The 14,075-nt window shown below is 65.4% G+C and carries 12 protein-coding genes; 4 read left to right on the top strand and 8 right to left on the bottom strand.

Annotated elements, in window-relative coordinates:
- The first annotated feature begins 13 nt into the window (after positions 1-13).
- The 3 genes from BCCGELA001_RS26970 to msrA all read left to right on the top strand — a co-directional run bounded on the left by BCCGELA001_RS26970 (position 14) and on the right by msrA (position 3,545).
- On the top strand, positions 14-2,335 hold the full coding sequence (locus BCCGELA001_RS26970) for a molybdopterin guanine dinucleotide-containing S/N-oxide reductase (protein ID WP_060736711.1): 2,322 nt from the start codon (positions 14-16) through the stop codon (positions 2,333-2,335).
- A 115-nt stretch (positions 2,336-2,450) separates the two neighbouring features.
- A complete protein-coding gene (locus BCCGELA001_RS26965; protein ID WP_008562279.1) occupies positions 2,451-2,873 on the top strand; it encodes an OsmC family protein in 423 nt (140 codons plus the stop codon).
- A gap of 156 nt (positions 2,874-3,029) precedes the next feature.
- Positions 3,030-3,545: a peptide-methionine (S)-S-oxide reductase MsrA gene (msrA, locus tag BCCGELA001_RS26960; RefSeq protein ID WP_060736710.1), complete on the top strand. Its 516-nt coding sequence runs from the start codon at positions 3,030-3,032 to the stop codon at positions 3,543-3,545.
- A gap of 145 nt (positions 3,546-3,690) precedes the next feature.
- On the opposite strand, the gene BCCGELA001_RS26955 is transcribed toward msrA, so the two are convergent.
- Complete coding sequence (locus tag BCCGELA001_RS26955; RefSeq protein WP_008562283.1) at positions 3,691-4,851, bottom strand: MFS transporter; 1,161 nt, start codon at positions 4,849-4,851, stop codon at positions 3,691-3,693.
- Positions 4,852-6,118: 1,267 nt separating this feature from the next.
- On the opposite strand from BCCGELA001_RS26955, the gene BCCGELA001_RS26950 reads away from it, so the two are divergent.
- Positions 6,119-7,051 carry an AraC family transcriptional regulator gene (locus BCCGELA001_RS26950; protein WP_008562285.1) on the top strand — a complete coding sequence of 311 codons (933 nt, stop codon included), beginning with the start codon at positions 6,119-6,121 and terminating at the stop codon, positions 7,049-7,051.
- 3 nt (positions 7,052-7,054) lie between these two features.
- Here the strand turns inward: BCCGELA001_RS26950 and BCCGELA001_RS26945 are convergent, their stop codons facing one another.
- The 7 genes from BCCGELA001_RS26945 to BCCGELA001_RS26915 form a co-directional block, all read right to left on the bottom strand.
- Entirely contained in the window at positions 7,055-7,969 is a 915-nt protein-coding gene (locus BCCGELA001_RS26945; protein WP_008562287.1) for a catalase, read from the bottom strand.
- A gap of 115 nt (positions 7,970-8,084) precedes the next feature.
- On the bottom strand, positions 8,085-9,317 hold the full coding sequence (locus tag BCCGELA001_RS26940) for a Zn-dependent hydrolase (protein ID WP_060736709.1): 1,233 nt from the start codon (positions 9,315-9,317) through the stop codon (positions 8,085-8,087).
- Positions 9,310-10,095: an ABC transporter ATP-binding protein gene (locus tag BCCGELA001_RS26935; RefSeq protein WP_008562294.1), complete on the bottom strand. Its 786-nt coding sequence runs from the start codon at positions 10,093-10,095 to the stop codon at positions 9,310-9,312. Before BCCGELA001_RS26935 ends, BCCGELA001_RS26940 begins: the two co-directional genes overlap by 8 nt.
- Complete coding sequence (locus tag BCCGELA001_RS26930; protein WP_008562296.1) at positions 10,092-10,865, bottom strand: ABC transporter permease; 774 nt, start codon at positions 10,863-10,865, stop codon at positions 10,092-10,094. The genes BCCGELA001_RS26935 and BCCGELA001_RS26930 overlap by 4 nt, the downstream gene beginning before the upstream one ends.
- Before the next feature lie 72 nt (positions 10,866-10,937).
- On the bottom strand, positions 10,938-11,882 hold the full coding sequence (locus BCCGELA001_RS26925) for an ABC transporter substrate-binding protein (protein WP_060737859.1): 945 nt from the start codon (positions 11,880-11,882) through the stop codon (positions 10,938-10,940).
- A gap of 106 nt (positions 11,883-11,988) precedes the next feature.
- Complete coding sequence (gene hutC, locus BCCGELA001_RS26920) at positions 11,989-12,714, bottom strand: histidine utilization repressor (protein ID WP_008562299.1); 726 nt, start codon at positions 12,712-12,714, stop codon at positions 11,989-11,991.
- Complete coding sequence (locus BCCGELA001_RS26915) at positions 12,711-14,069, bottom strand: formimidoylglutamate deiminase (protein WP_060736708.1); 1,359 nt, start codon at positions 14,067-14,069, stop codon at positions 12,711-12,713. The genes hutC and BCCGELA001_RS26915 overlap by 4 nt, the downstream gene beginning before the upstream one ends.
- Between the last annotated feature and the right edge of the window lie 6 nt (positions 14,070-14,075).

The following is a 14,075-nucleotide window of genomic DNA, read 5'->3' as shown; positions in this document are numbered from 1 at the left end:
CAAGGATCAGACGATGGACGATACGATTGGCTTCCCCGACCCCGGCCTCGACCTGTCCGACGGGTTCAAGCCGCACACCTCGCATTGGGGCGTGTTTTCGGCACGCAATGGCAAGGCCGGACTCGAGGTGAGGGCCTATGCGGGCGATCCCGATCCGAACGGCATCATCGACAATTTCCCCGGCGCATTGCGCCACCAGGCCCGCATTGCCCAGCCGGCGATCCGCCGCGGCTGGCTCGAGCGCGGTCCCGGTCCGGACGATCGTCGTGGCCGTGACGAATTCGTCTCCGTCAGCTGGGACAAGGCGCTCGACCTGCTCGGCGACGAGCTGATCCGCATCCGCGACACAAGCGGCCCCGGTGCTGTCTTCGGCGGCTCCTATGGCTGGTCGAGCGCGGGCCGTTTCCATCATGCCCAGAGCCAGGTGCATCGCTTCCTCAATATCGCCCTGGGCGGCTATGTGCGCTCGGTCAACACTTATTCCTCCGGCGCGTCCTCGGTGCTGCTGCCCCAGATCCTCTGCGGATACGAGGACATCACCAAGCGCAACGTCACCTGGGAGCAGATCGCTGCCGATACCGAGATCGTGCTGGCGTTCGGCGGCATGGCGCTGAAGAACTCGATGGTGGCCGGCGGCTCGATCAGCAAGCATGTCGAGCGCGGCGCCATGGCCGCGGCGCGCAAGCGCGGCTGCGAGTTCGTCCTGGTCAGTCCCCTGCGTGACGATCTGCCGATCGAGGCCGGCGCCGAATGGATGAGTTGCATACCCGGGACCGATACCGCGCTGATGCTCGGCATCGTCCACACGCTGGTCGCTGAGAACCTGCACGATCAGGCCTTCCTCGATCGTTACACGGAGGGTTGGCCCGTGTTCCTGCGCTATCTCACCGGGGAGAGCGACGGGCAACCCAAGCACGCCGACTGGGCCGCCGCGATCTCGGGCGTCGACGCCGACACGATCCGCAAGCTCGCGCGCCGCGCCGCCGGAAAGCGCGCGCTGATCACCGTCTCGCATTCGCTGCAGCGCGCCGAGCATGGCGAGCAGCCGGTGTGGATGGGCCTGGTGCTGGCGGCGGCGCTCGGCCAGATCGGCCTGTCCGGCGGCGGCTATGCCTATTCGCTTGGGGCGATCGGCTATTACGGCCGGCGCGTCAACGACGTGCCGGGGCCGACACTGGGGCAGGGCCGCAACGGCGTTGCCGATTTCATTCCGGTGGCGCGCATCGCCGACATGCTGCTGGGTCCCGGCAGCACCTATCGCTACAACGGCGAGACGCGCACCTATCCGGATATCCGCCTCGTCTACTGGGCCGGCGGCAACCCCTTCCATCACCACCAGGACATCAACCGCCTGCGCAAGGCGTTTGCCAAGCTCGACACGCTGGTCGTGCACGAGCTCGGCTGGACCGCGACGGCCCGGCACGCCGACATCGTGCTGCCCGCGACCATGACGCTGGAGCGCGAGGACATCGGCTATTCCACCAACGATCCGCTGATGGTCGCCATGCACCGGATCGCCGAGCCGTTCGGGCTTGCACGCGACGACTACGATATCTTCGCCGATCTCGCCGAACGCCTCGGTGCGCGCGAGCCCTTCACCGAAGGCCGCACCTCGCGGCAGTGGCTCGAGCATCTCTATGAGCCGACCCGCGTCTCGCTCGCCAAGCGTGGTCTGGAAGCGCCCGGCTTCGACGAGTTCTGGCAGCGCGGCAGCCTCGTCGTGCCGCAGCAGCCCGATGACGGCGGCCGGCTGCGGCGTTTCCGCGAAGATCCGGTCGATCATGCCCTGCCGACGCCGAGTGGCCGCATCGAGATTTTCTCGGCGAAGATCGCGGGCCATGGCGACGCGGATTGTCCGGGCCACCCGGTCTGGCTGGAGAAGACGGACATGCCGAAGCCGGAAGCGCCGTGCTTCCTCGTTGCCAACCAGCCGGTGACGCGTCTGCACAGCCAGCTCGATTTCGGCGGGCATTCGCTCGGCTCGAAGCATCGCGGCCGCGAGGTCGCGCGCATGAATCCGCGTGATGCAGACGCGCGCGGCATCAAGGACGGCGACATCATCCGCCTGTTCAACGATCGCGGCGCCTGCCTTGCCGCCGTCCACGTCACCGACGGCATCGCGAGCGGCGTCGTGCAGCTTCCGACCGGCGCCTGGTACGACCCCATGGACCCCGAGGACGACGCGCCGCTCTGCGTTCACGGCAATCCGAACGTGCTTACCCGCGACATCGGCACCTCGTCCTTTGCACAGGGGTGCACGGGGCAGTTGACGTCAGTGGAGGTCGAGAAGTTCACCGGCAATCTCCCGCCGATCCGGGCGTTCGATCCGGTATAGCGGCGATGGTCGCTCTTTGGCGCTGGAGGGTTGCAAAAGCTTGCTGTGCGGTCACGCCGATGTCGCCTTTCAACGGTACGAGCGCGGGGGCCCAAATCTAACCAGGAGAACCAGGATGATCCGCAAGGCAACAGCAGTATGGAAGGGGACCGGTCGTGACGGCACGGGCCAGCTCTCCAGCGAATCCGGTGTGCTTGCGCACACGCCCTATTCGTTCAAAACCCGCTTCGAGAACGAGAAGGGGACCAATCCGGAGGAGCTGATCGCCGCGGCCCATGCCGGCTGTTTTACGATGGCGTTGGCCTTCGGCCTTCAGATGGCGGGTTTTACGCCGGAGGAGCTCTCGACGGAGGCCGCCGTCACGCTCGAGCCGGAAGGCAAGGGCTTCAAGATCAGCAAGTCGGCGCTCACCTTGCGCGCGAAAGTGCCGAATCTCGATGATGCGGGCTTTGCGAAGATCGCCGGTGAGGCTGAGAAGAACTGTCCGGTGTCGAAGGTGCTCAACGCCGCCATCACGCTCGACGCCAAGCTGGGCTAGCGGCGAGCTCTCGTGTCCATCCGGTTCTGAGAGGCGGAAGCGGCCGAAGCTTGGGCTCGCGAGAGGAGCCGGATGGACAAAGACCCGTCTTTCGGCCGGGCACCCGAAGGCATATATTCTCTCAGAACGGACGGAGCGATCAACAGGGAGCGTCAGATGACGACAGAGCGCGCAGTTTTGGCCGGAGGCTGCTTCTGGGGCATGCAGGATCTGATCCGCAAGCAGCCCGGTGTGATCTCGACCCGCGTCGGCTACACCGGCGGGCATGTGAAGAACGCCACCTATCGCAATCACGAAGGGCACGCCGAAGCCATCGAGATCATCTTCAATCCCGCTAAGACGAGCTTCCGGACCATGCTGGAGTTCTTCTTCCAGATCCATGATCCGACCACACTCAACCGTCAGGGCAACGATCTCGGCACGAGCTATCGTTCGGCGATCTTCTACACGAGTGATCAGCAGAAGCGGATCGCCGAAGACACCATCGCCGACGTCGAGGCGTCTGGTCTGTGGCCCGGCAAGGTGGTGACCGAAGTCGCGCCCGCAGCAGAGTTCTGGGAAGCCGAGCCCGAGCATCAGGATTATCTCGAACGCTATCCTGCCGGATACACCTGTCACTTCATCCGGCCCGACTGGAAGCTGCCGCGCCGGGCAGTTGCTGCCGAAGGCTAGGCCGAGCCGTCGTGCGGTCAGTGCGCAGCCCGGCCATGCGCAATCGGGTCGTGGGCAACGCCGATGTCGGCGATGCCCATCGCCTCACGAGAGCGCGCGTGACGACGCCGGCGATCGATCAGGGCTGAGCGATCCGTGAGTTCTCTCAGGCTTCGACGCGCGATGTCCGGGCCTGCTCCCGCGTGACGATGCCCGCCGCCAGCGTGACGAGACCCATCAGCGCCGCCAGCAGCCAAAACGCCATCGGCAGCCCGCTGACGCCGGCAACGAAGCCGACGCCGGCGGGACCGATCAGGATGCCCGCATAACCGGCTGTCGTGATTGCCGCGACCGCCAGCCCCGTGGGCATGGCGGTTTGCTTGGCCGCCCCGCGGAACAGGACCGGCACGAGGTTCGATGCGCCGAGGCCGATCAGCAGGAAGCCGGCCATCGCGACCGCCGCCATCGAAGCCGTGAGCAGGACCACGAAGCCCGCGATGGCGATCAGGCTTCCCCACAGCAGCGTCGCGCGGTCGCCGATGCGCGCGACGACGGCGTCGCCGCCGAGCCGCCCGATCGTCATCGCGATCGAGAACACGATATAGCCGGCGCCACCTTGCGCCTCCGAGACGAGGCCTGCGCCGATGACGAGCAGCGCGCCCCAATCGAGCATCGCGCCTTCGACCAGGAAGGTGATGGCGGCCAGCAGCGCGAGCAGCAGCACCGATCCATGCGGCAGCACGAATAGCGGCCCTTCCTGGGCCTGGGCCGACCGGAGCAGGCGCGGCCAGGTCACCAGCATTGCGATCAGCATCAAGGCAGAGCAGATCAGCGTGCAACTGAGCGCGCCCAGCTGCAGCGAGAGCAGCGCCGTCATCAGCGCGGATCCGGCGAAGCCGCCGATGCTGAACAGGGCGTGGAAGCCGGACATCAGCGGACGAGCCGCGGCGCGCTCGACCTCCACGGCATGGATGTTCATGGCGACATCGATCGAGCCGAGCGCGGCGCCGAACGCAAACAGCGCCAGCGCCAGCGCCGCAGGCGAGCTTGCGATCGCGAGCAGCGGCAGGACGACGGCGAGGCCGAACCCGCCCGCGAGGATGATCGGCCTGCTGCCATAGCGCGCGCTCAGCACGCCGGTCAGAAGCATGGCGAGGACCGATCCGATGCCGAGGCTGAGAAGCAGCAATCCGAGGATGCCGTCGTCGACGCCGAGGCGCGACTTCGCGAACGGCACCAGCGGCGCCCAGCATGCGATGCCGAAGCCTGCGACGAGGAAGGCGAGCCGGGTCGCGAGGCGCGTCGCCGGCCGGTCGGCAGAAAGCATGGGAACTCCAGGGAATCAGGGAGGGTGGGATGCCTTCAGGAGCCCCCGAATTGCCGCGCCTTTATGTCCGCGGCTGCCCGAATCGTCGCAGCAGGCATCTCGATGCGGAATGGCTGCCGCTGGGCAAAACACCCGACCCATTTGCGCGGTGTGAGTGTCAAGCCCCGCAGCGAGAAATATTCCACTTTTACCGAAATTCGGAATTGACGTATGGGTCGTTCATCCCGGCTCACCCTTGAGGGGCGGTCATGTTGTCGTGTGATCGCAGAGCCGGGCTTGCGGTGGACGCAGCAGCGTCGTGCGCGAAAGCCAAGGGCAGGGCGGATTGCTCTTCGTGAGCCCTTCGCATCGCGTGGACGAACGGCGCTGTCAGGTTCGTCGCGTCATATTCCGAGGGTAACGTGCACAACGCCCGCGGACCCTGTGGCGCCAACGAACCGTGCGTACGGCAAAACCGTGTGGTCCTGGCCGTCGTTGCTACGGTCAAGCTCTTGCGGATGCGGCACTAGCGTCAACCGGCGCAGGGCCGGTGAATTCCGTGAGGGCGAGGGAGGCCAGAAAGAATTCGGCTCCCGGGAGAGCGCGGCATAAGCCGTCCGACCATCGCGCAGGGAAGGCCGTGTGTTGGGCTTCACCTGTATGCTGCTGTGCGGTTTTCTGCGCGTGCCTTTTGCGCAGCGGACCGCGGGTGCCGCCGGCACCCGGCCTTCCCCGCACCCTCTTGGATATGAGGGTGCGTGACCAAGCAAAGCTCGGGCGGATTGCGCCGCGAGTCTGCGAAGGCGTGTCTGCTGCATACTGCTGTCATCGCCCGGCTTGACCGGGCGATCCAGTACTCCGAGAAAGTTGTTATTGAGCCGAGACGCCGCGGCGGACTGGATTCCCCGCCTTCGCGGGGAATGACAGCGGTAGTTGGAGAACCGACGCTGCCACCTCACACTGTGTCATGCGAGGAGCGAAGCCACGAAGCAATCCAGAATCCCTCCGCGGAAAGACTATGGATTGCCCCCGCCTTTCAAAGCGTTAGTGGACGAGTCGCCGCGCTCGTAATGACGATGGGGGGAACGATGGTGTGCGGCAGGCCAGAATCAGAGCTCCACTTCGCTCGCTATGAAGCACCTCGCCAGTCGATCGTGCGTTCGTGAAAACGCGTAAAGCTCGTCTTGTGTACAAAAGTGGACAGTCGCTTCCGGATATCGGATAATGCACGCCTGAAATTGCAGGACACTGTGGCCTGCGTTCGGGCTTCCACAGAAGGGACTTCCCGATGACCCAGCCAGGCGCCTATGGACAGAGGCTCGGGCACTTCCTGCGTTTGACGGAAACGCCGCCCGCCTTGGTCACGCGCTCGCTGCGCGGCACCGAGCTCGCGGTGACCGAAACCCGGAATGATCGCCCGGTGCGAGGTCTGTCCGGTTCGTTTGCCGCCGAAGACGCCTTTCTTGTCAGCCTGAAATTACAGGATTACCCGGATTGCGAGCTTTGGGATGACGGCAAGTGCATCATGAAGGCTGACGTCCACGCCGGCACGACTTATCTTTACGACCTCAAGCGCGATCCGCGCTATGTCATCGACAAGCCGTTCCACTCCCTGCACTTCTACATTCCACGTTCGGCACTCGACAGCATCTCCGAGCAGTGCCATGCGCCGCGGATCGACGAGCTCGATTGTCGGGTCGGCCTTGGACACGACGACGAAACGATCCGCCACATCGGCGCATCGCTGCGGAAAGGCCTGCGCAGACCGGACGAGGCCAACCAGCTCTTCATCGATCACATGATGCTCGGGCTGACCGCCCATGTCGCTCAGACCTATGGCGGGCTTGCGCCGAGATCCGAGCCCGCGCGGGGTGGCCTTGCGCCCTGGCAGGTGAAGCGCGCTTGCGAGAGGCTGGAATCCGACCTCGGCGGCAAGCTCTCGCTCCAGAAGATTGCGGCTGAGCTGGATCTCTCGGTCAGCCATTTTTCCCGCGCATTTCGCGTCTCCGTCGGCTTGCCACCGCACCAATGGCTGCTTCATCAGCGCGTCAAGGCTGCCAAGCAGCTGATGACGGTTCGCGACCTGCCGCTGACGGAGATCGCGATCTCGGCCGGGTTCGCCAACCAGAGTCACTTCACGCGCGTGTTTTCCTCGATCGTCGGCGCCAGCCCGGCCGCCTGGCGCCGTGAGACGCTCGGCGCTTCGCGCGCGGGGGCGTGAACCTCAGCGTCGTTTCGCCAGCGAAATGGCATAGCCGGTGCGCCGCGCCGCAAAGATCTCGTCCGGCGGGTGGCCGATGCCGTCGGCAAGATTGACCGGGTCGAAAATCGAGGCGTCGCAGGCCTCGTTCGGTTCGAATGCCGTGATCACGATCGTACCCAGGCGCACCTCTTCACGGCTGTCCTCGTCCGGCCAACGCACGGTCACGTCCATGACCGGGTCGCCCGGACGGTCGAGCAGCGCCATCACGTTGAGGCGAGCATCGCCCGTGGCAATCCGCCCCTTCAGGTCGTGGTGCAGGAAGTCGGCCGGCATCGTGTCGGCTTCCTGTTCAGTCAGCGTGAAGTCGTCGCCGACGGGCGCGACCTTGAACTTGATGAAGCGTGTCTCGCCGTTCGTGCTGGTGGCCGGAAAGGCGTGCACGCCCCAATAGGTCGTGCCGGCAAAGCTTCCGGGCAGCTGACGCGCGGCGACATAGTCCGCCTGATTGAGCGTCTCGGGATTGGCCGACGAGAAGGCTGCGATCCTGGCCTCGTTCAAGGGGGGAATGCGTGCTTCGAGGAAGGCCAGCATCTGTTCGAGTGTCCTCGCGAAATGCACGGGCGCGCTCTGTGTGAGGATGTCGGACCGATGAGCCTCATTGCCGAGCCTGAAGCTGAAGCCGCGCAGCACCTGCCGGTTGGTGTCTGCCACGTCGGGATTGCCGCCGCCCACCGAGAAACGGGCCAGCACGCGCGATGGTCTCGTAAAGCTCCGCGATCGCGTGACGTTCCCCGCTTTGTCCGACGGGGTATAGGTGCCGCGGACGCACCAGCCTTTGGCGAAGCTCGCGCGCACGTTCGTCGGACGGCCGGCGACGGCCTTGAGGGCTTCGACGATGGAGGCAGGCGTTGCGGCGCCGTTCGGGCTCTCTGACAAGACGGGTCTCTCGTGCGTGCCCCGAGCCTAGGCATGCCGCGCGTCCTGCGTCTTGTTCAAATCAGGCGCGATTTGCCTGATCAGGCCATAATCGATCACGCAAAAAGTAGATAAGCTAGCCGCCGAGAATGCGGCGGCAGGCGTCGACGAACACCTCCGCGCCGGTGACGATATCGGAATCCGCTGTGTTCTCGGTCCAGTGATGGCTGATGCCGCCGATCGACGGCACGAACAGCATGGCCGCGGGCATGATCGTTGCTAGCATTTGCGCATCGTGGCCGGCGCCGCTGGGCATGCGGATGGATCGTCCGCCGGCGAAGGCCTTGCTTGCGGCTTCGATCGTATCCTGAAAGCCGGAGTTCATCATCGCAGGTGCGCCGGTGCGCAGCTTCGTGACGGTGACGGTGCAGGGGCCCTTCGCGTTGACCTCGTCTACCATAGTCCGCAGCAATTGCTCCAGCCGCGCGATGACGGCGGGATCGTCATCGCGGATCTGGAACAGCATCTCTGCGCCGCCCGGAATGATGCTCGGCGCGCCCGGATCGAGCGTGATGCGGCCGGTGGTCCACACCGTCCGCGGACCGCAAGCATCAGGGAAACGTTCGTCGATCGCGACGCAGAACTTGGCCAGCGCCAGCCCCGCATCCTTGCGTACGGCCATGCGCGTGGTGCCGGCGTGGTTCTGCTCGCCGGCGAAGTTGATCCTGTATTGCCAGATGCCGACGATGGAGGTCACGACGCCGATCGCGAGGCGGCCGCTTTCGAGCGTGTCGCCCTGCTCGATATGCGCCTCGAGATATCCGACGTGCCGGCCCGGCTCGGCGGTGACGCGCGCCCGTCCGGAAAGACCCATGTCGGCGAGTGCCTCGCGCATGGAGCGGCCGCTGGTGCGGTCGCGCGCGGCATCGATTTCGGCCTCGGTCACTTGCCCCACAAACGAGCGCGAGCCGAGGAAGCTGCCGAAATGCCCTTCCTCGTCGCACCAGCAGGCGACTTCGACCGCGCCGTTGAAGGCGGGATCGGCATTGAGCACGCGCGCGGCTTCCAGCGCATAGATAACGCCGAGCGGGCCATCGAGCCAGCCGGCGTAATTCTGGCTTTCCAGATGTGAGCCCGCGAGCAGTTTCGGTCCCGGCTTCGTGCTGGTGCCGAAGACGTTGCCGATGCCGTCGATCGCGGCGGAGAGGCCCGCATCGGGCAGCTTCTGCACCAGCCAGTCGAGCGACTGCCTGTGCGGCTCGGAGAAGGTCGGCTTGTGCACGCCGGTCTTGTAGGCGCCGATGGCGCGGAGCGCGTTGAGGTCGGCGAGGACGCGCGTTCCCTCAGTGCGGGGCGGAGTGTCAGGCATGTTCGGCAACCTTCAGCGCCTCGGTGCGGATCTCCTCGACCAGCCGTTCCTTGAGCTGGACGAATTCCGGCGTGGTCTTAATCTTGTAGGAGCGCGGATGCGGCAGGTCGACATTGATCTCGGCCTTGATCCGGCCGGGACGCGCGCTCATGACGATGACGCGGCTGCCGAGGAAGATGGCTTCCTCGATGTCGTGGGTCACGAACAGCACCGTCTTCTGGTCGCGCTCCCAGATCCCGAGCAGCATCTCCTGCATCAGGGCGCGGGTCTGGTTGTCGAGCGCGCCGAAGGGCTCGTCGAGCAGCAGGATCTTCGGATCATTGGCGAGCGCGCGCGCAATTGCGGTGCGCTGCTGCATGCCGCCGGAGAGTTGCTTCGGCCAGTGGTTCTCGAAGCCGGCCAAGCCGACCTGGCGGATGAAGGCGTCGGCGATCTTGTTGCGCTCGCCCTCGGCCACGCCGCGCTCGCGCAAACCAAAGGCGATGTTCTCGCGCACGGTCAGCCACGGGAACAGCGTGTAGGATTGGAACACCATGCCGCGATCGGCGCCCGGGCCGGTCACCTCGCGTCCATCGAGCGTCACGCGTCCGCTGGTCGGACGGTCGAGGCCGGCGACGATGCGGAGCAGCGTGGACTTGCCGCAGCCGGAGGGTCCGAGGATGGTGACGAAGTCGTTGTTGCCGATGACCAGGTCGGTCGGCTCCAGCGCCTTGGTCGGCGCGTTGCCATGGCGCGCAGGAAAGGTGCGCGAAACCTGTTCGATCCTGAGCGTCGTCATGCGAGCTTCCACGGAAACAGCCAGGCGTTGAACGCCTTGAACAGGAAGTCCGAGATGAGGCCGATCAATCCGATCACGATGATGCCGAAGATGATCTGGCCGGTGTTGAGCAGGGCTTGGCTGTCGGTGATCATGTGGCCGATGCCGGAGGACGAGCCGATCAGCTCGGCGACGATGACGTAGGTCCAGGCCCAACCCAGCACCAGCCGCAGGATCTCGGCGATCTCCGGCGCGGAGGAGGGCAGCAGCACCCGGCGGATGATGCCCCGGTCGCTGGCGCCCAGCGTATAGGCGGCTTCGACCAGGTCGCGCCGCGTGGCGCCGACGGTCACCGCGACCATCAGGATGACCTGGAACACCGAACCGATGAAGATGACGAGCAGCTTCTGCAATTCGCCGATGCCGGCCCACAGGATCAGCAGCGGGATGAAGGCGGAGGCGGGCAGATAGCGTGCAAAGGAGACGAACGGTTCGAGGAACGCTTCGACCGGCTTGTACGCCCCCATCAGCACGCCGAGCGGCACCGCGATGATGGCGGCGAGCGCAAAGCCGCCGACGACGCGCCAGATCGTCATGCCGATGTCGTAGAGGAAGCCGTGCTTGGTGAGCAGCTCGACGCCCTCCTGCACCATGGTCAGGGGATTGGCGAGGAAGGTCTTCGACACATGGCCGCCGATCGTCGCCCACGACCAGAGGGCGACGAACAGCACGAAGAACGCAAGGCCATAGGCCGCGCGCTGCCTCGATGTAACGGGGTCCAGAGGACGCATCAGACTATCTATCCGAGAGATCGATTCAGCCGCCGGTCCCGCGATTGCGCGGAACCGGCGGCTTGACGAAGTTTACTTGATGAAGCTCGCGTCGTAGAGGTCTTCGACCTTGGGTGCGGCCTTGATGATGCCGATCTCGAGCAGCAGCTCGGCGGCCTCCTTGTTGAAGGTCAGGAAATCGCCGGCGAAGAATTTCTGGTTCGCGGCCTTGTCCTGCCAGCGCAGATATTTCGCCGAGTTGCCGAACTGCTCGCCGGTCTGCTTCACGTCGGCGCCCATGATCTCATAGGCCTTGGCCTGGTCCTTGGCGATCACCTCGAGCGCCTCGAAATAGCTGTCGGCGAGAGCCTTGGCGGCCTTGGGATTCTCCGTCAGGAATTTCGGCGTGCAGCCGAAGGTGTCCATCACCATCGGATAGTCGAGCGTGGTCGCGATGATCTTGCCCTTGTCTGGGGCGGCGCGCACGGTCGAGAGGTACGGCTCATAGGTCATCGCGGCATCGTTCTGGCCGGAGACGAAAGCCTGCGCGGCCGCAGCCGGCTCCAGGTTCACCACGGTCACGTCCTTCGTCGTCAGGCCGTTCTTCTTGAGCATCCAGGAAAGCGCGAAATACGGCGAGGTACCCGGCGCGGAGGCTGCGACGGTCTTGCCCTTCAGGTCCTTGATCGCGGTGACGTCGTTGCGCACGGCCATGCCGTCGGCGCCATAGCTCTTGTCGAGCTGGAAGATCTGCTTGGTGGCAACGCCGTTGGCGTTCCACGAGATCCAGGTCTCAACCGTGGTCGCCGCGCATTGGATGTCGCCGGAGGCGATGGCGAGATGCCGGTCCTTCTGCGGGATCTTCTTGATGGTGACGTCGAGCCCGTTCTTCTTGAAGATGCCGGCCTCCTTCGCGAGCGTCAGCGGCGCAAAGCCGGTCCAGCCGGAGATGCCGACGCCGACCTTGACGTCGTCGGCGAGCACGGGAGTGGAGGCCGCAAGGGCAATGATCGTCGCAAATACTTTTGAACTACGCATGTTTGTCGTCCTCTTGCCGATCGATGGATTGACGTCCTGTTGATCATTCTCGGTCCGTGCGGACCGTTGCCCGAAGCATTGCACGAATTGTGCCGACATTCTCCTCTCAGCCTCCCTTGAATCGGGCGACAAGGCGGTGAGAGTCACCGGGATAGAGCAGGCGAACCGCGGTGATGGTCCGCGCGCTGCGCCAGGTATAGCGGTCGATCACGAGGCAGGGGGCGCCGACGGCGATGTCGAGCGCCTCCGCCGTGCGATCGTCCGCAACGATGGCACTGATCGTGTGCTCGGCCTCCGTCCATGGGACATGGTGAAGCAGCCAGGAGCCGGGCGGCTCGCGCGCAAAATCCGCGGTTGCGGCATGCGGCACGGACGCAAGGTCGATCAGCCTATCCTCGATGGCGAAGGGCACGTTGTCGGCGCTGTGCCGGCAGGCGATTGCGACCACCTTGCCGGCTTTCTTGACGCCGAGGCGATCGCGGTCGGCAGCGGTCGCCGCGCGCAGCTTGCGGCCGATCAGCTCGTAGCCGTAGGAGCGGCCGAGCCCCGTGATCTCGGCGCGGATGTCGGCAATCTTGAGTACGGCAGATTGATGCTGCGGCCGGCGCACGAAGGAGCCGGCACGCCGTCGCCGCTCGATCAGATCGGCTTGCGCCAGCTCCGACAGCGCCTTGTTCACGGTCATGCGCGAGCAGCCGTAACGCGCGACCAACTCGTGCTCGAATGGAATGCGATGGCCCGGTGGCCATTCGCCGGTCAGGATGCGCTTCTCGATGTCGGCGCGGATTCGCTTGTACAGCGTCGGCTTGTCGCCATCGGTTACGAGGCTCATGCGACGAGCCTCCGCACTGCCGCGTTGAAACCCTCGCGCGCGGCTTGACGCAGCCTATGCCGGCCGCCTTCAACGACCTTGCCGCCGCCGGCCCAGACGCAGTCGATCGCGCCATCGCCTGCGGCGAAGATCCATCCGTCGATGGCTGCATCGCCAGTGCGTTCCGCCAGCGAAGGATGCGTCGTGTCGAGCGTGACGATATCGGCGCACGCGCCCGGTGCGAGGCCGACCATCGGTTGCGCCAGCGCTCGCGCGCCGCCCGCAAGAGCATGGTCGAATAGCGTGCGACCCGTGGAGCGGCCCGCGCCACTGGAGAGCACGTTGCGCTGGCGGTGCTTGAGGCGCTGGCCATATTCGAGTTGGCGCAATTCGTCGGCGACGCCGACCAGCACGTTGGAATCTGTGCCGACACCGAACGCGCCGCCGGCAGCGAGAAACTCGCGGGCCGAAAAGATGCCGTCGCCGAGGCTTGCCTCCGTGATGGGGCAGAGACCCGCGACAGCACTGGTCTTGGCGAACGCGGTGACTTCCTCATCCGTCATGTGCGTGGCGTGGATGAGGCACCAGCGCCGATCGAGCGGCGCATGCTCCAGCAGCCATTGCACCGGCCGCCGTCCCGACCAAGCCAGGCAATCCTCGACTTCCTTCACTTGCTCGGCGGCGTGAATGTGCACCGGCCCGCCATCGGCAAGCGGGATGATCGCCGCGAGCTCGTCGGGTGTCACCGCGCGCAAGCTATGCGGCGCGATGCCTATATTGGCGCTCGGCAAACCGCTGATCGCCTTGCGCGAGGCGGCCATGAGCGCGGCGAACTGATCGACCGAGCAGATGAAGCGCCGTTGGCCCGCATGCGGCAGCGCGCCACCAAATGAGCCATGCGCATAAAAACTCGGCAGCAGAGTCAGCGCAATGCCGGAAGCTTCGGCAGCCTGTGCGATGCGCGCGGCCATCTCGCCAAGGTCGGCGTAATGGGCGCCGTCGCGATCATGATGCAGATAATGGAATTCGCCGACGCGGGTAAAACCCTGCTCCAGCATCTCGACATAGAGCAGCGTTGCGACGGACGCGACGTCGTCCGGCGTCATCGCCAGTGCGAAACGGTACATCGTCTCGCGCCAGGTCCAGAACGTGTCGGTGCTGTCGCCGCGCAATTCGGCGAGGCCCGCCATGCCGCGCTGGAAGGCGTGGCTGTGCAGGCTAGCCAACCCCGGAACCGCAAGTGCGTGGCGCTCGTCGCCGGCGGCCGGCGGCACGCCCGGCGTCACCTCCGCGATCGCGCCGGCGGTGATCACCACCTGCACGTCATTGGCCCAGCCCGAGGGCAGGAGCGCGGAGGTGAAATGCAGTCGGGTCATGATTAC

Origin of the sequence: Bradyrhizobium sp. CCGE-LA001 (assembly GCF_000296215.2) — a bacterium.
Classification (GTDB): Bacteria; Pseudomonadota; Alphaproteobacteria; order Rhizobiales; family Xanthobacteraceae; genus Bradyrhizobium.
The sequence above is the reverse complement of the archived record's forward strand: the minus strand, read 5'-3'. Positions and strand labels throughout refer to the sequence as shown.

Excerpts from the sequence above, each read along its gene's own strand:
- BCCGELA001_RS26940 (WP_060736709.1), bottom strand. The coding sequence starts at position 9,317 with ATGCCTGACACTCCGCCCCGCACTGAGGGAACGCGCGTCCTCGCCGAC.
- BCCGELA001_RS26965 (WP_008562279.1), top strand. The coding sequence starts at position 2,451 with ATGATCCGCAAGGCAACAGCAGTATGGAAGGGGACCGGTCGTGACGGC.
- msrA (WP_060736710.1), top strand. The coding sequence starts at position 3,030 with ATGACGACAGAGCGCGCAGTTTTGGCCGGAGGCTGCTTCTGGGGCATG.
- BCCGELA001_RS26955 (WP_008562283.1), bottom strand. The coding sequence starts at position 4,851 with ATGCTTTCTGCCGACCGGCCGGCGACGCGCCTCGCGACCCGGCTCGCC.
- hutC (WP_008562299.1), bottom strand. The coding sequence starts at position 12,714 with ATGAGCCTCGTAACCGATGGCGACAAGCCGACGCTGTACAAGCGAATC.
- BCCGELA001_RS26925 (WP_060737859.1), bottom strand. The coding sequence starts at position 11,882 with ATGCGTAGTTCAAAAGTATTTGCGACGATCATTGCCCTTGCGGCCTCC.
- BCCGELA001_RS26915 (WP_060736708.1), bottom strand. The coding sequence starts at position 14,069 with ATGACCCGACTGCATTTCACCTCCGCGCTCCTGCCCTCGGGCTGGGCC.
- BCCGELA001_RS26930 (WP_008562296.1), bottom strand. The coding sequence starts at position 10,865 with ATGCGTCCTCTGGACCCCGTTACATCGAGGCAGCGCGCGGCCTATGGC.
- BCCGELA001_RS26950 (WP_008562285.1), top strand. The coding sequence starts at position 6,119 with ATGACCCAGCCAGGCGCCTATGGACAGAGGCTCGGGCACTTCCTGCGT.
- BCCGELA001_RS26935 (WP_008562294.1), bottom strand. The coding sequence starts at position 10,095 with ATGACGACGCTCAGGATCGAACAGGTTTCGCGCACCTTTCCTGCGCGC.
- BCCGELA001_RS26970 (WP_060736711.1), top strand. The coding sequence starts at position 14 with ATGGACGATACGATTGGCTTCCCCGACCCCGGCCTCGACCTGTCCGAC.